This window comes from Synechococcus sp. CCY 0621 (genome assembly GCF_019038465.1).
GTDB lineage: Bacteria > Cyanobacteriota > Cyanobacteriia > PCC-6307 > Cyanobiaceae > Cyanobium.
In genome coordinates, this window is sequence record NZ_JAFKRH010000015.1 from 21,610 (window position 1) to 38,430 (window position 16,821).

The following is a 16,821-nucleotide window of genomic DNA, read 5'->3' on the forward strand; positions in this document are numbered from 1 at the left end:
CGACGCTCAGCCCGCCACCATCACCCGGTTGCGCCCGGCGGCCTTGGCCGCATAGAGGGCGCCGTCGGCGCTGCGCAGGCCGTTCTCCAGCGCGGCCAGACCCAGCCCCTGCACCGGCGCCAGGCCGGCCGAAAGCGTGACGCTCCTCTCCGGTGCTCCGGGGTGGGGGACCATCGCCGCCGCCGCCCGCAGCCGCTCGAGCAGGGGTCGGGCAGCCTCGGTATCCACGCCGAGCAGCAGCAGGGCGAACTCCTCGCCGCCGACGCGAGCCAGCACATCACCTGGGCGCAGCGCACGACGCATGGCCGTGGCCACCTCCCGCAGCACCGCATCACCCGCCGCGTGGCCCCAGCCGTCGTTGATGGCCTTGAAGTGGTCGATGTCGAGCATGGCGCCCACCACCGGCCGGCCGTCGCGCGCCACGGCGGCGAGGACCGCGCTGGCCGCCTCGGTGAAGCCCGTGCGGTTGGGCAGGCCGGTCAGCGGGTCGTGCCGGGCGGCGGCGGCCAGTTCGGCCTCCAGCCGGTCGCGCTGGCGCAGGGTGGCCAGCGCCGCGATCACCTGGGCGGGGATGAACAGATCCAGCAGCACCCACACCCAACTGCGCCAACCGATCGGTTCACCCGGCTGGCCCAGCGCCACGTGCAGCCCGTCCTCGAAGGCAAACACCCCCAGAGCCAGCATCACCACCGCCGCAAGACCCGCCCGCCAGCGTCGCTGCCGAGGTTGGCCAGGCAATCGGGACCGACGCAGCGCGCCTCGAGCGGCCAGGGCGCAGAGGATGGCCGTCGCGCCACGCAGCAACAGGAAAGCGAGATCGGCGGTGGTCACAGGGTCAGGATCTCGGTCACCCCTAGGGCCGGTGCTCGGAGGCTGCTTGGCATGACGCTAGGGAAGCAGTGGAATAGCGCCATGGGCGGCGGCCCCCGGCGCTCCCAGGGTGCCGATCCCCAGCCAGACTCCCCCCAACGCAGTCCAGTCGCACGATGGCGTCCTTCCGCCCATGACCTTCGCGGTGGCGCTGGGGATGCTCGAGCGGGATGGCCAGTGGCTGCTGCAGCTGCGGGACGACATCGAGGGGATCGTCCATCCGGGCTGCTGGGGCCTGTTCGGCGGCCACCTGGATCCAGGGGAGCGGCCGGAGCAGGCGGTCCTGCGGGAGCTGCAGGAGGAGATCGGCTGGGGGGCACCGTCGCTGCCGCTCTGGTTCGAGCACCACGACACCCAGCTCAGCGCCTACTACTTCCGTGGCCCGCTCACGGTGCCCCTGGAGGCGCTGCAATTGAACGAAGGACAAGACATGGTGCTGGCCGGCCTTGAGGCGCTGCAGAGCGGCCAGATCTGGAGCCCCCGGCGGCGGGAGTGGCGCGGGCTGGCGCCCTCCCTGGAGCGGGCCGTGCGGCGACTGGGGGCGAAGAACTAAGAATTGGTGAGTGATGCCTTAAGATCTGAGGTGTCAGACGGCTCTCCTGCGTCTCATGGTCGATGAGGATGCGCTTCCCGGCAAGATTCGCGACAATTCCCTCGGAGCTCTCGCACAGAGGCTTTACCAGCAGCCCGATCTCCATGGCGCCATCAGGGCTGCCTTCCCGACCCGATGTCCTCCCATGAGACGCGCCTTGAAGGCCCCCCCCGGGGGGCAGCGATGACCAACGTCTGGTGCGTGCGCGAGGGAGGAGGCATGTATGCGGACAATTTCCTCAGGGGCGGTTTCGTCGGCATCGGCTGGCGGGAGATCAGCGAGGATCTCGGCCCCGTCCAGACCCGGGATCAGCTCTACGCGGTGGTGCGTCGCTACTTCCCGGACATCCAGAGCGCGATCCAACTCTCCAATTACGTCAATGAGATCCATCGCTTTCTGTTTGAGATCCAGCCCAACGACCACGTCATCATTCCGTCGGCGGACACCGACCTTCTGATCCATGGCGTCGTGGACGCGGGCACGCCCTATTACGACGCCAGCGGAGACGACGGCTGCCCCCTGCGGCACCGGCGTCCCGTCACCTGGGCGGCAGAACCGATCCGGCTGGACGTTTTCTCCGCGCCGTTCCGGGATTCGATCCGCACCCTCCTCGACGTTCCGGCCCACACCCGGATGCGGTCACTGCTGACCGTCTTCATGGTGGAGCACAAGGTGGAATTCATCCGGGCCATCGGCCGGCCCGAGATGGCGGCTTCTGCCCAGCCGACCGCCAGGGAGGAGTCACACCGCATCGTGCTGGAACAGTTGATGCAGCTGACCCCGCCCGACTTCGAGCGGCTCGTGGTTCATCTGCTCGATGCCCTCGGCTTCGAGGACTGGGAGCGCGCCGAGCACCACGGGGCGCTGCGCGATGTCTTCGATGCCTTCGGCGAGATCAGACTGCCGCTCCTGGCACGCATCCGCCTCCATGCCCGGTTTCACCGTGGCAACCTTGGGGCGCGCATCGGTGCCGACGCCGTGCGGGAACTGCGTCAGTTCATCCCCTTCGGCGGCCATGGCGTCTACATCACCACCGCCGATTTCCAGCCGGCGGCGGCGGCGGCAGCCGCAGAGGAGGGCTTCGCCAGGATCAGCCTGGTCAATGGCCAGCAGCTGGCCGACCTGATCGCCAGCAACTGGACCCACCTCCCCGGTGAGCTCCGGGATCGTCTGTCGCTCGAACAGGCACTGGTGAGGAACTGAAGCCATGCCCCCGCGATCCCGCCGCCAGCCGCCCAAGCCCGGCCAGTCCAGGCCCGCCAACCTCGCCAATGGGCCCGGCGGTCTGCGCCAGCGCCTGCAGATCCTGGCGGGTTTCCTGTTGCCGCTGCTGGTGCTGAGCCTCTGGCTCAACTCCCGCGGCTTCTTCGGCAGCCCCTGAGCTCAGGGAAACGTGGGGCCGCTGCCCAACAGCTCCACCTCCGGATCGTCCCGGAAGATGGCCAGCAGCTCGCCGTGCAGGGCCTCCGCCCAGGGCCCCGTGTCGATCCAGCTGAACGTTCGCCAGCTCCAGATCCGCTCGGCGCTGGCCCCGTCGGTGCAGCAGAACTCAGCCACCTCACCGTCGCTGGAGAGGCTGTAGACGCAGACCCCGAAGCGAAACGGGGCTCCGGCCAGCTCCACCCACCAGCCCCAGTCTTCGCAGCAGACGAAGGGCACCTCCCGGCCCAGGCGCCGCAGCTTCTCCTGCAGGTAGAGGGCCAGGGCTTTGCCCACCAGGCCCTCGTTCACCATCTCCTCGGCTTCGCCGGGCAGCAGCGGAAACCGGGCCGACCTCAGGTGGATGAATCCCTTCATGGTCGCGGCAGCCGAATCCAGGCGAACCCTGGGCGGACGGTAGGTCCTGCTACCGGAGCTGGCCCGCTCGGGCCCGCAGAATGGGTCGTCAACAAGGGTCTTGGGCGTGCAGGAGCTGGTGGGCACGGTGCAGACGCTCTGGCGTTACCCGGTCAAATCGATGCTCGGGGACTCGCCCCAGCGGCTGGATGTGGAGGCCCACGGCATCCGGGGCGATCGGGCCTATGCCCTGTGGGACCACGCCAGCGGCCGGGTGGCCAGCGCCAAGAACCCAAGCCTCTGGAGGGATCTGCTCGACTACCGCGCCCGCTTCCGGGAGGAGCCGGCGCCGTCGGCGCCCCTGCCTCCGGTACTGATCGGCCCCCGCCAGGACGACGGCACCGCCGAGCTCTGCAGCGATGCCGCCGATGTCGGCGCCTTCTTCAGCGCGCTGTTCGGCCGCCGGGTGAGCCTGCTCGACACCCCACCCGAAGGCGCCAGCCTCGACCAGTACTGGCCGCCGGTGGAAGGCCGCGCCTTCCAGGACGAAACCAACGCCCTGGAATTGCCCGCGGGCACCTTCTTCGATGCCTGCCCCATCCACGCCATCACCACCGCCACCCTGGAGCGGCTGCGGCAGCTCGAGCCCCAGCTCGACTTCGCCGTGGAGCGGTTCCGCCCCAACCTGCTGATCGAGACGCCGGAGGGGGCCGAAGGCTTCGTGGAGGGAGCCTGGGACGGCGCCTGCCTGCAGATCGGCGAGCAGCTGCTGCTGCGGGTCGACGGCGGCTGCCCCCGCTGCGTCGTCACCACCCTGGCCCAGGGCGCCCTGGGCGAAGACCTGGAGATCCTGCGGGCCACCGCCCGCCACAACGGCGTGGTGGCCGGGATCCGCCTCAGTGTGCTGACCCCCGGCCCGGTGGCCGTAGGCGATCCGGTGCGGCTGCTGAAGCCAGACCAGCCGCCAGGCGATTGAGGCCCTCCGCCAGCAAGGCCTCGGAGGTGGCGAAACTCAGCCGCAGGTGACCCGCCGCCCCAGGGCCGAACCAGCGGGGGCTCCCCGGCACCACCGCCACCCCGTGCTCCCGCCGCAGCCGCTCCACCAGCTCTTCGACGCTCTCGTGCAGCGGCGGCAGGCCGACGAAGAGCACAAAGGTGGCCGCAGGTGGATGCACCCGCAGGCCGGGGATCGCCGCCAGTCGGGTGACGGCCTGGTCGCGACGGGCCTGGAGGTGGCGCAGGAACGCCGCCAGCCAGGCCAGGCCCTCGGGGCCATAGGCCGCCGTGGCCGCCACCTGGCTGAGGGTGGCGACGCCATCGACGGTGGAGGGCAGCTCGCTGTCGGCCAGGAGCCGGGCGGCCGCCTCCGGATCCGCCATCGCCACGTAGCCCACCCGCAACCCGGCCAGGCCGAAGGACTTGGAGAAGCCATGCACCACCGCCCCGAGGCCGGCCAGTTCCGGAGCCATGGCCAGCCAACTGGTGAAGGTGGCCGGCGGGTAGACCACATCACTCCACACCTCATCGCTCAGCACCCGCAGACCGCGCTCCAGGCAGAAGCGTCCCAGGGCTTCGAGTTCGTCGCGGCGAAAGCAGCGGCCCAGGGGATTGTGGGGATTGCACAGGCAGAGCACCCGGGTGCGGCTGGTCACCAGCGCCTCCAGCGCCGCCAGATCCAGGGGGGCCTGGGGATCGATCCGCCACAGCACCGGCACCCCCCCGGCACTGCGGACGGTGTGGGCGAACAGGAAGTCGACCGGATCCAACACGATCGCCTCGTCGCCGGGCGAGAGCCAGTGGCGGGCCACCAGGGCCAGGCCGGCGGCCGCACTGTTCACCGCCACCACCCCCGCGGCCGAAACGGGCGCCCCCCGCTGGCGCAGATAACGGGCCACCGACTCCCGGAAGGACGGCAGCCCACCGGCGGGGCCGTAGCTGAAAACGCCCGAGCGGGCGTAGTCAGCGATGGCGTCGCGGATGGCCGGTGCCGCCGGGAAATCCGGATCGGCGGCGGTGAGCGGGATCACGCCGGGGGCCTGCTCGGCCCAGCGCAGGTTGTAGGCCCGCTGGCACAGCAGCTGGAGGGGGACGGCCTCGTTCAGGAAGCTGTCGGCGAAGCGATCGCTCATGCCATCAGTGGCATCTGGAACCGGCTGGACGACGGCTGGACGAACGCCCTGGCCATCTGGCGACCGGCTTCCACACACCCCTGGAGCGACGGCCTCCGCTGGCGTTCGTAGGCAGTGAGCAGGTCCGGAAGATCCGCAGCATCGCGACAGTCCAGCAGCAGACCGCTCAGCAAAACCGCATCCTCCAAGGCGGCGTTGACCCCCTGGCTGGTGAACGGCAGCAACGGGTGAGCCGCGTCCCCCGCCAGGGCCACATTCCCCTTGCTCCATCGGGTCGCCGGCTCCTCATCCACCGTGTGCCACACGTGGGCGCGGGCCGGATCGGTGGCGCCCAGCACATGGCGCACCACGGCGGGGAACCCCCGGAAGTGTTCCTCGAGGAAGGCCCCCACCTCAGAGGGCTGCGGGGCGATGAATCGCTCACTGTCGAACTGCACGAACCACACCAACCGGTCATCGCCCAGGGGAACAAGGCCGGCCGCCAGCCCCCCGGAGGGATCCAGGACCTTGAGAAAACGATGGCCCAGCTCGGCGGCCACCAGGGGCTGGCGCACATGGGCCACGATCTCCTTGACCCGGCCGGGATTGGTCATCGCTCCACATCCCAGGGACAACCGGCAGCTGGAACGCACCCCATCGGCAGCGATGAAGGCATCGGCCTCATGGGCCTGGCCGTTCTGGAAACACACAGCCCTGGCCCGGTCGCGGTGCCAGTCGAAGCGAACGAACTGGTGGTTGTAATGCACCAGATGGTCCGGGGCCCCGCGCAGCAGAACGTTGAGCAGCTGGTGACGCAGCATCGCCACCGCCCCCTCAAGCGGGTGCTCCACCAGCACCCGCCCCGAACGACAGAGGATCCTCACCGAGGTGATCGGATGGCCAAGGGTGCCATCCGGGTCGCAGCCGAGACGACGCAGGGCCGCGCGGCCATTGGCCAGAAGGAGAAATCCGTGGCCATTCAGCTGCGACGCCATGGCCCGCTCGTAGACACGCACGGGGCGACCGTGCTGCCAGAGCCCCCTGGCCAGAGCCAGCCCGCAGGCTCCACCTCCGACGACAGCTGTATGGATCACCGTTGAAGATCCAGCAACAGGATGAGGACATGTCCGAGCATCAAACAGGAATCTGCTGACACAACCGGTGGATTCTTGATCCGTGCGGAGCCCACGACCTGCAAGGAATACATGCTCGCGAATGTTAGAGGTGGAAGCAATCCTTTGGACGTCGCCATCGGCACGTTCGACCAATGAGTAGATGACTGAGTTTTCTTTGAAAGCCGGTGAGGAAATGCAAGAGAAAGAAGTGCTCAGGAGATCATCGAACCGCCACGAGGTTGCCTGAATGGGCAGTAGCCGGCATCACGCCCCATGCCGCCCTGGTGGGCGGGATAACCTCGGGCGATGGCCAGGGAGATCTGCACAGGGGAAGCCGTGCCTGGAGTCCAGGAGGCGCCCACGCCACTGGTGGCTATGGTGAGGATGGCGATGGAGGAACATGCGCCGACCCACCACACGGGTGATCATCAGCGGAGCGCTTCTTTCAGGCACCTCTCTTCTGATCTTCACGCCTCTCCTTGATCAGCGCAATTCCGACGACTTCCACCGTCACAATGATCGCCTCGCCCTGCGGCTGTGCATGACCCTGCAAGGTGTCGAGCGCTTCCTCGCCAACCCATCCCCGCAGGCAGGATCCAGCCTCCCGGAGAGGCCATGGCAGACGACGTCCCTCCTGGGCCTGCGGCGCTGCTCCGATTCGGGCCTGGCGGTCACGCCCGTTCAGACGGTGATTCGAGAATGGACGCCGTCCCTGAAGGGCATTCCACTGATCGGCACCAGACCGTCCTCCCAGCTTCCTCTGGGGATGGCGATCGAACCAACCCAGACCAAACGGTTGGTCATCACCGCCCGCCACGATCAACAAGAGGATAACGAAATCAGGCCCATCAGCAGCCACCTGGTCGTCGCCGATCCGGACGGTGACTGGCCGAGCCGCACAATCCCATCGAGACGCATGCAGACGCATGGGGAACACGTCGCTGCGTCCTACCGGATCGGCTTCGGGGACCAGGTGGTCGGTCTGAAGCTGGCACCGGCGTTGCCGGCGCAGACGGATCATGGACGCGCGCTGGTCCTGAGCCTGGGACTGCTCGGGATCGGACTGAGCAGCGTGATCGCTTGCCGTTCCGGACAGAGCAAGAAGAAGGATCAACAGACGATCGGAACCTTCCGAATGGATGGGAAGACGTCCTTCCTCACGCACTATGCCCTGGCGAAGGATCTTGAGGCTGCGATGCTCAGGAAGCACGCAGAACGTGGAGAAGCCGGCTTCCTGGTGACGATCGACTTTCGCTATCTGGAGCGGCAACGCGGTTATCTCAGTGACACGGAGATCAACGACATCCTCTCGAAAGCATGTCGCGCAATCGACAAGGGATGGGCCTTGCATCCCAGCTTTAGCTTCTATCATATTTCGACAAACAAAATTGCCCTAATCGTCAGGGCATCTGGGGCCATTCCGATCGATAACAACGTCGCCTGCGAAGCACTCCTGGCACGACTACTAGAGATCGTTTCCAGTTCGATTCAGACCTCCAGTGATTCGGTGCTCACCTGGGATGATGTGATCATCACCGGGCAGCGATTCCTGCTGGATTCACCACCTGAGTCCTTGTTGGCAATGCAAGCGTTTGGCGAGATGCTGGCTGCCGAAGACAGGAGGTCGTACCGACTTGTCACAAGCGTTGATGATCTACTGGTCAAGGACAAAGGCGAGATCAGAAGTCAACTTACTTCGCTGAAAGCCAGTGATCTGGAGCTTCGCTTTCAACCGATTCTTCAGCTCTGCAATCCAGGCTATTTTGGTCTCGAACTGTTGATCAGGTTTCGACCTCCTGCACTCAGGGTACTCGGTACGGGGAAGGTGATTCAGCTGGCCCATAATATCGGCATAGCCCACAAGATCGATGCACTGGTTGTCAGCAGACTGACCGAAATACAGCAGGAGATCACGGCATCTGAATTTCTGCGTCACCGGATCGAGTACGTTTCGGTCAACATCAGCTCTGATTCGGTAGCTACCGATCAACAACTGAATCAGCTGATCAGTCTCTTCAAGCACCATGCCATCGACAGTTCCATCTTCTGCATCGAGATCACGGAGATGGCTGCAACGGACATCCTGGCCGGATCAGAGGGCGTGACAACGGCGTCAGAGCGACTGATGCGGGAGCTGAACTTCAGGATCTTCATCGACGACTTCGGATCCGGGCTTTCGAACTACAGACGCATTAGTGAGGCCTGGTATGACGCCATCAAGCTCGATATTGACTTGATCAAGGGGATTGATCGCTCCTTCAGGCTGCAGCACTATGTGGGGTCGTTCATTGACACGGTCCATGCGCTCGGAAAAACCGTGGTGTGTGAAGGTGTCGAAACTCACAATGAACTCAGCGCCGTCATCCGACTGGGAGCCGATGCCCTGCAGGGGTTCCTTATCTCGCCTCCCATCTCGCTGGCGGAGGTGGAACCCTTCATTCGATCCTCCGAATGGGCTGATCGCGATTCTGTGCAACAAACCCTGGAGACGATCCGTGCCGCCTCCAGGCTGCGGGATACCGGGCATAGCGAGAAGTTCAAGAGATCCGAAAAGAGAATTCCTCTGGAGCGCTACATCATCGACAACTGGTCAAGGCTGCGAAGCTTTGAGGAGTTCGTACTTCTTTTCGTCAACGAATTGAAGTCCTGGGGATTGGAGATTTACCGCTTCTCGCTGGCCTTTCTCCCCGATCAGGATGACATCGATTGCAGTCAGTACGTCTGGGTCAACTCCAGGCCTGGCCTGGTGGCGACCTTGCGCATGGAACGGGACTTCCTGGAGCAGGATGAGCACCTGCGCAGCCCACTCCACTTCATCGCCACACGCAGCAAAGTGTTTCGGCAGCAGCTGACATCAGCAAAGGATTACGGCTTCCCATTCCTGGACTCTCTGCAGCAGGTGGGTTGTAGCGATTACCTCGGCATTCGCATGGATTCGCGCGGCGTCTCCATACCGGTCCTCACGATTGCCCTCCATGAAGGGAGCGTCTTCAGCGACCTGGAGGTGCAACGCATCGAAGCCATGAGCAGCCTGTTGAGTCTGCTGTTCTATGCCTTCGAGAGCGAACGGTCGAAGCGGCTTGCCATGCTGGATCCCCTGACCCAGCTGGGCAATCGCCGCAGCTTTGATTCCTTCCTGAAAGGCAATGTCTCGGCCTCAAAAGTCGCACAGACCCATCTTTCCCTGGCATTGATCGATATTGACCAGTTCAAGGCGGTGAACGATGTGCTTGGCCACGCCTATGGCGACAGATGCCTCAAGGACATCGCCGATGCCCTCCGGGCTTGCCTGCGCAGAAAAAGCGACTTTGTGGCCCGGTTGGGGGGGGAGGAATTTGCCATCATCCTGCCCAAGACAGATGCCGAGTCTTCCTTGCGTCTGTGCGAGAAGCTTCGCCAGTCGATCCAGGACAAGGGGATCCACCATCCTGCTGCTGCGACAGGGAACATCGTCACCGTCAGCATTGGCATTGCGGTGTGGGATCCGCTCTCCATGGCCGACTACGACGCCGACCGCCTGCTGCAACTGGCCGACGATTGTCTCTACGAGGCCAAACGTCATGGCCGCAATCGGGTGGTGTGCCAGTCCCTGCTCTCCCAGGTCGGCCTCTCCACCTGAGGTGCACCTGGGCCGGTGGCCTCGCCGGGGCCGCCCCTGCCGCCGTCGCGGCAGCGATCCTTGAGCAGACTGCCTCTGATCGCTTCCTACGCCGCCGTCCCCGCCATGCCGCAGGCCCAGTCCACGCAGACCCCGATGACGCAGCAGGCCGGCACCGTGGTGAGGGTACGGCTGTTCGCCGCCCTGCGGGAACGGGCCGGATGGGGCGAACGCCTGATCCGCCTCGACGCCGGCACCGCCACCCCTGTGGCTCTCTGGCGGCAGCTCGCCCTGGAAGTCAGCCCCAACAGCCACGCCACTGACCTGCCGCCCAGCATCCGCGTGGCCATCAACCAGGCCTTCGCTACCGCCGACACCCCCCTGCGGCCAGGCGACGAGGTGGCCTTCCTGCCCCCAATCACCGGAGGCTGAGCGATGCCGACCCGCCACCCAGAACGCCCAATCGTGATCAAGCTCCTGGAGGCACCGTTCGAGCCGCTGGAGCTGCTGGCCGCCTGGCAGCGGAGCCTTGGCGCCGCAGGGACGGCCGCCGAAAGCCACTTCATCGGCCGCGTGCGCGGCAGCACCGCCAGCGGCGCCCCCCTGGAGGCCTTGGAGCTGGAGCATTACCCCGGCATGAGCGAGGCCCAGCTGCGGACCATCGCCGAGGCCTGCGCGGCGCACCACGGTGCGGGCGCGGTGCTGGTGGCGCACCGGGTTGGGCGGATCGCACCGGGGGAGGCGATCGTGCTGGTGGCCGTCCAGGCCGACCGCCGCGGCCCCGCCCAGCGCTGCCTCCAGGAGCTGCTGGAGGATCTCAAGCACCACGCCCCCTTCTGGAAACGGGAGTGGAGCGGCGGCAGCGGCACCTGGGTGGCCGGCAACACCCCCCTCTGAATCCATCGCCCCCCTCCCATGGGCCAGTCCAGCGACGCCCTCACGGCTGACCAGATCAGCTTCATCGCCGCCCAGAAGCTCTTCTTCGTCGGCACCGCCACCGCGGACAGCACGGTGAACGTGTCCCCCAAGGGACGGGATGCCTTGCGGGTGCTCGACGAACGCCGCGTGATCTGGCTCAACCTCACCGGCAGCGGCAACGAAACCGCCGCCCATGTGCAGGCCTGTCCGCGCATGACGCTGATGTTCTGCGCCTTCGAGGGCCCGCCCCAGATCCTGCGGCTCTACGGCACCGCCTGCACCATCCAGTGCGGCGAGGAGTGCGGCGAGGATGGCTGGGAGGCGCTCTACGGCCTGTTCGAGCCCCTGGCGGGCGCCCGTCAGATCTTCGATCTGGCCATCGACAGGGTCCAGACGTCCTGCGGCATGGCGGTGCCCAGGTACGCCTACGCCGGCGATCGCACCGCCCTCGACAGCTGGGCCCGCCGCAAGGGCACCGAAGGGCTGGAGCGCTACTGGCAGCGCAAGAACCGCCGCAGCATCGACGGCCTCCCCGCCCCGATCCCCGCCCCCCGGCCAACCGGCGACGGGGCGACCTGACTCAGAGCAGCGGCAGCCGCAGCATCTGGGCCCACAGCTCCGCGCCGGCCTCCAGGGCGCCCGTCTCTGCGGGAATCTCCAGCAGCAGGTCGGCCCCCTGCAGCGAGCCGATGCGGGAGGAGGCCTGGCTGCCCTCCACCTGCGCCAGCAGGGCGCCATCGCCATCCACCTGCAGCCGGGCCCGGGCCAGTTCGGGCCGGCCGGCGCCCCGTTTCAGTGCCGAGGCCAGGCGCACCTTCAGCCGCGGCAGCAGCACCACCTCGCCCCCCTCCAGCTGTTGCAGGGCCGGCCACAGCAGCTGCAGGGCCGTGATCGCCGCGGCCACCGGGTTGCCGGGCAGGCCGAAGAAGGGTCGCGTCCCCAGCCGGCCGAAGGCGAAGGGCCGGCCGGGCTTGAGGAACAGCTTCCAGAAGCCCACCTCCCCCAGTTCGGCCAGCAGGGGCCGGATCCAGTCGCTGTCGCCGGCCGACACCCCGCCGGTGCTCACCACCACGTCGCAGCCGCTGGCCAGCTCCCGCAACGCCCGGCGCAGGGCCTGCGGATCGTCGGCCACCACCCGCTGCTCGCTGACCCCGTAGCCCAGCCGCTCCAGCAGCGCCCGCAGCAGCGTGCCGTTGCTCTCCCAGATCTGGCCCGGCCCCCGCGCTGCGCCGGCCGCCACCAGCTCATCGCCGCTGATCAGCAGCCCCACCCGCGGCTGGGGGCTCACCAGCAGCGTCGCCACACCGCAGCTGGCCAGCCGCCCCAGGGCTGCTGCCCCCAGGCGCACGCCCGCCGGCAGCAGCTCGTCGCCGGCGGCGGCCTCCTCCTCAGGAGAGCGGATCCAGGGGTTGGGGCCCACCTCGCCGGTGAGCAGCAGGCTGTCGGCGGCGGGATCGGGCGTCACCAGCTCCTGGGGCAGCACCCGCTCCGCCCCCTCCGGCAGGGGAGCGCCGGTGAGGATCCGAATCGCTTCTCCCGCCGCCAGTACCGTCGCGTAGGGGGCCCCGGGGGCGGAACGGCCCACCAGGGACCAGCGGCGGCCAGGGCTGGGGGCTTCGGCTTCGGCGATGGCGTAGCCGTCCATGATCGAAGCCCGGAATCCCGGCACGGCCTCGGGCGCCCGCACCGGCTCGGCACTCACCCGGCCCAGGCACAGCCCCAGCGGCAGTCGCTCGGCACCCTGCAGTGGGGTGATCGCCGCCAGCACCCGCCTCCGCGCCTCCTCCAGGGGCAGGCCTTCGCGGGGGAACGGTTCAGCCATCGGTCTGCCCGGCCGGGCCCGGGACATCGGGATGTTGCCAGGGGCCCCGGCGCCCCCCTTCCTTGCGCAGCAGCCGCACCGGGCCAATGGTCATCGCCGGATCGGCCGACTTGACCATGTCGTAGAGGGTGAGCAGGCCCACCTGCACCGCCGTGAGCGCCTCCATCTCCACCCCGGTGGCGCCGTTGGTGCGGGCGCTGGCCTGCAGCCGCAGGCCGCTGCCGTCGGCGGTCGGCTCGATCAGCACCTCCAGGCCCGTGAGGGCGATCGGGTGGCACAGGGGAATCAGCTCCCAGGTGCGCTTGGCGCCCTGGATCGCCGCCACCCGGGCCACCGCCAGCACGTCGCCCTTGGCCGCCCGACCCTCCAGCACCAGGGCCAGCACCTCGGGCGCCATGGCGATGTAGCCCTCGGCCACGGCGCGGCGGTCGCTGGCGGGCCGGTCGCCCACCTCCACCATGTGCACCTGGCCGGCGGCGTTGAGGTGGGAGAGGCCGGGCTGGCTCATGCCGGAGCGAAGGCGTCGGAGCGGTGCACCCAGCATGGCGCTCATCGGAGCGTCAGCAGGCAGCCCACGGGCAGGGAGAGCACCAGGTGGCCGGCGACGGCCGGACCCAGGGCGTCCCAGGCCCGTCGGCGCAGTTCCACCAGGATCGGCTCCACGGGGCTGGCCTGCGGCACCACCGAGACGGTGATGTGCCGCGGACCCTCACTCACCCGCACCACCCGGCAGGTCCAGTGGTGGGCGGCCCCGGGCATGGGCGCAGCGGCCAGCTCGAGATGGTGGGCCCGCATCCCCACATGGCTGACGGCCGCCTCCAGGGGCTCCGGCAGCTCCAGGTCCAGGCCCCAGGCCAGGGCCCGCAGCCGGGTGGGCCCGAGCCGCTGAACCGCCGAGATGTTCCTGCAGCCCGTGAGCCGCGCCACCGCCACCGCCCCGGGGTGCGCGAACACCTCCCGGCGGGGGCCGTGGCGCAGCAGCACCCCCTGGTCGATCACCAGCAACTCCTCGCCCAGCCGGTAGGCCTCCTCCATGTCGTGGGTCACCAGCAGGGTGGGCACCCCGGAGCGGGCCGTCAGGTCCTCCATCAGCTGCTGCAGGTGCTGGCGGCGGTGGGTGTCCTGGGAGGAGAGAGGTTCATCCAGCAGCAGCAGGTCCGGGTCGGTGACCAGGGCCCGCGCCAGGGCCGTGCGCTGCTGCTGGCCCCCCGAGAGCTGGGCGGGGAACAGCCGCGCCTGCTCCTGCAGCCCCACCGCCGCCAGCTGGGCCGCCACCCGGGCGTGGCGTTCGGCCGGCGGCAGGTGCGCCAGGCCGAAGCCCACGTTGCCGGCCACGCTCAGGTGGGGGAAGAGGGCATCGTTCTGAAGCATCACGGCGATGCGGCGCCGCTCCGGCGGCAGGTCGATGCCCCGCTCCGCATCGAACAGCACCCGGCCGTTGAGCTCGATCCGGCCGGCCCGGGGACGCTCCAGCCCGGCCAGCAGGCGCAGCAGCAGGCTCTTGCCCGCTCCGGAAGGGCCAAGGATCGCCAGCCGGCGGCAGGCGGTGTCGAGGGCCAGCTCGAAGCGGAAGTCACCGTGGCACTGCTGGAGCCCGAAGCAGAGGGCGAAGGGGCGGGCGGGCGCCAGCGGGGGCGACGGAGGGCCGGGCAGAGGCGGCTTGGGCAGGGCCGTGGCGGGCGCCGCGCCGGTGATGCGCGGCCGCCGGGAGCGGCTCAGGAACAGCTGCACCAGCCCCAGGCAGAGACCGTTCAGCAGCAGAACCTGGCCGGTCCACACCCAGGCCAGGGGCAGGTCACCGGCATCGACGGCCGCGAAGATCGCCAGGGGCAGGGTCTGGGTGCGGCCCGGGATGTTGCCTGCCAGCATCAGGGTGGTGCCGAACTCCCCCAGGGCCCTGGCGTAGCCAAGGCTGAGGCCCGCCCCCAGCCCCGGCAGCACCAGGGGCAGGGTGATCCGCCGCCACACCCGCCACGGCCCCGCCCCCAGGCTGCGGGCCACCCCCTCCAGACCAGGATCCAGCTGCTCCAGCGACGCCAGCAGGGTGCGGTACATCAGCGGGAAGGCCACCACTGCCGCGCTCAGCACCGTGGCGGGCCAGCTGAACACCAGCTCCAGCCCCAGCCGCGCCAGGGGTTCCCCCAGGGGGCCGTAGCGGCCCAGCAGCTGCAGCAGCACGAACCCCAGCACCGTGGGCGGCAGCACCAGGGGCGAAAGCAGCAGCAGGTCGGCCGTGGCGCGCCGCGCGCCCCGCCAGCGCCGCACCCGATCGGCGGCGAGGAACCCGGCCGGGGCCACCAGCAGCACCGCCAGGGTGGCGCTGCGCAGGGACAGCACCAGGGGCGACAGGCCCGGGGCAGGCTCCATCAGGGGGACCGGTCGGGCAGGGTCTCGAAGCCCTCGCGGCGGAACAGGGCCCGGGCGGCGGGACGGCCCAGGGATCGCAGGTAGGCGCGGGCCAGCTGGGGCTGGCGGCTGCTGCGCAGCACCGCCCCGCTGTAGCGGATCGGGGCGTGGCTGGTGAGCGGGGCGGTGGCCACCACCCGCAGGCCCCCCAGCTGCACCGCATCGCTGCGGTAGACGAAGCCGGCGTCCACGTTGCCGTCAGCCACCGCCCGGGCCACGGCCCGCACCGACCCCTGGGGCACCAGCTTCGGGACCACGGCAGCCGTGAGTCCGTAGTGGTTCAGCACCTGGCGGGCATAGTCGCCGGCCGGCACGGTGCCGTCACCGATGGCGATGCGCCGCACCCCGGGCCCCGCCAGGCCCTGGATCGCCAGGGGTCGCCGCGGCGACCGGGCCGGCACCACCAGCACCAGCCGGTTGCCGAGCACGTCCCGGCGGCTGCCGGCCAGCAACAGGCCAGCCTTCTCCAGGCTGTCCATCGGCCGGGCACCGGCGGAGAGGAACACATCCGCCGGCGCCCCCTGCTGGATCTGCTGCTGCAGCAGCCCGGAGGCGCCGAAGTTGAACTGGGGCAGAGCCGCCCCCTGGGCCCTGGCGAAGGGAACCGCCAGGGCCTGCAGCGGCCCCGAAAGGCTGGCCGCCGCACTCACCAGCAGCGGCGGGGCCGCGGCCCTGGCCTCCCCCTGGCGGCCGCCCGCCGCGACCACCAGGGCACCGGCAAGCAGAGGTCCGGCCAGCAGAAAGGCAACCGCTGCGCCCCGGGGCAGGGGGGTGGCCATCGGCGGCGTAGTCGGCGGCCTCAGAAGGGTATCGGCATCGCCACATCGGCGGGCGACGGGGCGCAGGACGGCACCCGCTCCTGCACCACCGCGCCGACCACGACGATCGAGGGGGAGGCGAAGGCCTCGGCCTCCACCCGGTCAGCCAGCTCGGCCAGGGTGGCCACCAGCTGGCGCTGGCCCCGCACGGTGCCCTGCTGGATCACGGCGGCGGGGGTGGTGGGGGCCAGACCCCCCGCGATCAGCTCCGCGATGATGTGGCGCAGGTTGTGCAGCCCCATGTAGATCACCAGGCCGTCGCTGCTGCGAGCCAGGCCGCGCCAGTCGACGCCGGGGCGGCGCTTGTCGATCTCCTCGTGGCCGGTCACGAAGGTGACGCTCGATCCCGCCCGCCGGTGGGTGACCGGAATGCCGGCGTAGGCGGGGGCGGCGATGCCGGCCGTCACCCCCGGCACCACCTGCACCGGGATCCCGTGGGCCGCCAGGTGGGCCGCCTCCTCGCCGCCGCGGCCGAACAGGAATGGATCGCCGCCCTTGAGGCGCACGATCAGCCGGCGGCGGCCGGCCAGCTCCCGCAGCACGGCGTTGGTGCTGGGCTGGGGCACCGAATGGTGGCCGCGGCGCTTGCCCACGAAGTGCCGCTCACAGCCCTCAGGCACAAGGTCCAGCAGGGCGCTGGGCACCAGCGAGTCGTAGACGAGGGCGTCGCACTGCTGCAACAGCCGGTGGGCCCGCAGGGTGAGCAGGTCAGGATCACCGGGGCCCGCCCCCACCAGGTACACGGTCCCGGGGCCGTCATCGACGCTGGGGGCCAGGGTCTCGTCGGTCATGGCTCCG

At 69.1% G+C, this 16,821-nt stretch carries 17 protein-coding genes; 8 read left to right on the forward strand and 9 right to left on the reverse strand.

The window, feature by feature from the left end; translation table 11 throughout:
• Positions 1-6: 6 nt before the first annotated feature.
• Positions 7-831: a GGDEF domain-containing protein gene (locus KUG43_RS05275; RefSeq protein ID WP_216906850.1), complete on the reverse strand. Its 825-nt coding sequence runs from the start codon at positions 829-831 to the stop codon at positions 7-9.
• 172 nt (positions 832-1,003) lie between these two features.
• On the opposite strand from KUG43_RS05275, the gene KUG43_RS05280 reads away from it, so the two are divergent.
• The 3 genes from KUG43_RS05280 (at position 1,004) to KUG43_RS05290 (ending at position 2,843) form a co-directional block, all read left to right on the forward strand.
• Positions 1,004-1,423, forward strand: coding sequence for an NUDIX hydrolase (locus KUG43_RS05280; RefSeq protein ID WP_216906852.1), 420 nt, complete (start codon positions 1,004-1,006; stop codon positions 1,421-1,423).
• Positions 1,424-1,645: 222 nt separating this feature from the next.
• Positions 1,646-2,665, forward strand: a complete 1,020-nt coding sequence (locus KUG43_RS05285) for a restriction endonuclease (protein ID WP_216906854.1) — start codon at positions 1,646-1,648, stop codon at positions 2,663-2,665.
• Positions 2,666-2,669: 4 nt separating this feature from the next.
• A complete protein-coding gene (locus KUG43_RS05290) occupies positions 2,670-2,843 on the forward strand; it encodes a hypothetical protein (RefSeq protein WP_216906856.1) in 174 nt (57 codons plus the stop codon).
• A 2-nt stretch (positions 2,844-2,845) separates the two neighbouring features.
• On the opposite strand, the gene KUG43_RS05295 is transcribed toward KUG43_RS05290, so the two are convergent.
• Entirely contained in the window at positions 2,846-3,259 is a 414-nt protein-coding gene (locus tag KUG43_RS05295) for a hypothetical protein (RefSeq protein WP_216906858.1), read from the reverse strand.
• 106 nt (positions 3,260-3,365) lie between these two features.
• Here KUG43_RS05295 and KUG43_RS05300 point away from each other — a divergent pair, with 106 nt between their 5' ends.
• Complete coding sequence (locus tag KUG43_RS05300) at positions 3,366-4,214, forward strand: MOSC domain-containing protein (protein WP_353617948.1); 849 nt, start codon at positions 3,366-3,368, stop codon at positions 4,212-4,214.
• On the opposite strand, the gene KUG43_RS05305 is transcribed toward KUG43_RS05300, so the two are convergent.
• Positions 4,135-5,367: a pyridoxal phosphate-dependent aminotransferase gene (locus tag KUG43_RS05305; protein ID WP_216906860.1), complete on the reverse strand. Its 1,233-nt coding sequence runs from the start codon at positions 5,365-5,367 to the stop codon at positions 4,135-4,137. The genes KUG43_RS05300 and KUG43_RS05305 overlap by 80 nt on opposite strands.
• The gene (locus KUG43_RS05310; protein WP_353617935.1) at positions 5,364-6,440 is read right to left on the reverse strand and encodes an FAD-dependent oxidoreductase; all 1,077 of its coding nucleotides are present in this window, start codon (positions 6,438-6,440) and stop codon (positions 5,364-5,366) included. The genes KUG43_RS05305 and KUG43_RS05310 overlap by 4 nt, the downstream gene beginning before the upstream one ends.
• Positions 6,441-6,861: 421 nt before the next feature.
• Between KUG43_RS05310 and KUG43_RS05315 the strand changes: the two genes are divergently transcribed.
• Genes KUG43_RS05315 through KUG43_RS05330 form a run of 4 tightly spaced genes read left to right on the forward strand, consistent with a single transcriptional unit; the run spans position 6,862 to position 11,556 of the window.
• The gene (locus KUG43_RS05315; RefSeq protein ID WP_216906864.1) at positions 6,862-10,080 is read left to right on the forward strand and encodes a GGDEF domain-containing protein; all 3,219 of its coding nucleotides are present in this window, start codon (positions 6,862-6,864) and stop codon (positions 10,078-10,080) included.
• A 60-nt stretch (positions 10,081-10,140) separates the two neighbouring features.
• On the forward strand, positions 10,141-10,491 hold the full coding sequence (moaD, locus tag KUG43_RS05320; RefSeq protein WP_353617936.1) for a molybdopterin converting factor subunit 1: 351 nt from the start codon (positions 10,141-10,143) through the stop codon (positions 10,489-10,491).
• Between the two features lie 3 nt (positions 10,492-10,494).
• The gene (locus KUG43_RS05325; protein WP_216906865.1) at positions 10,495-10,956 is read left to right on the forward strand and encodes a molybdopterin synthase catalytic subunit; all 462 of its coding nucleotides are present in this window, start codon (positions 10,495-10,497) and stop codon (positions 10,954-10,956) included.
• A gap of 18 nt (positions 10,957-10,974) precedes the next feature.
• Positions 10,975-11,556, forward strand: coding sequence for a pyridoxamine 5'-phosphate oxidase family protein (locus tag KUG43_RS05330; RefSeq protein ID WP_216906867.1), 582 nt, complete (start codon positions 10,975-10,977; stop codon positions 11,554-11,556).
• A 1-nt stretch (position 11,557) separates the two neighbouring features.
• Here the strand turns inward: KUG43_RS05330 and KUG43_RS05335 are convergent, their stop codons facing one another.
• The 5 genes from KUG43_RS05335 to cobA are packed head-to-tail and all read right to left on the reverse strand — an operon-like array spanning position 11,558 to position 16,814.
• Positions 11,558-12,799, reverse strand: a complete 1,242-nt coding sequence (locus tag KUG43_RS05335; protein ID WP_216906869.1) for a molybdopterin molybdotransferase MoeA — start codon at positions 12,797-12,799, stop codon at positions 11,558-11,560.
• Positions 12,792-13,352, reverse strand: a complete 561-nt coding sequence (moaC, locus tag KUG43_RS05340) for a cyclic pyranopterin monophosphate synthase MoaC (RefSeq protein WP_286194422.1) — start codon at positions 13,350-13,352, stop codon at positions 12,792-12,794. The genes KUG43_RS05335 and moaC overlap by 8 nt, the downstream gene beginning before the upstream one ends.
• Entirely contained in the window at positions 13,349-15,166 is a 1,818-nt protein-coding gene (gene modB, locus KUG43_RS05345; RefSeq protein WP_216906876.1) for a molybdate ABC transporter permease subunit, read from the reverse strand. Before modB ends, moaC begins: the two co-directional genes overlap by 4 nt.
• Complete coding sequence (modA, locus tag KUG43_RS05350) at positions 15,166-15,984, reverse strand: molybdate ABC transporter substrate-binding protein (protein WP_216906878.1); 819 nt, start codon at positions 15,982-15,984, stop codon at positions 15,166-15,168. Before modA ends, modB begins: the two co-directional genes overlap by 1 nt.
• 20 nt (positions 15,985-16,004) lie before the next feature.
• A complete protein-coding gene (gene cobA, locus KUG43_RS05355) occupies positions 16,005-16,814 on the reverse strand; it encodes a uroporphyrinogen-III C-methyltransferase (RefSeq protein ID WP_216906880.1) in 810 nt (269 codons plus the stop codon).
• Between the last annotated feature and the right edge of the window lie 7 nt (positions 16,815-16,821).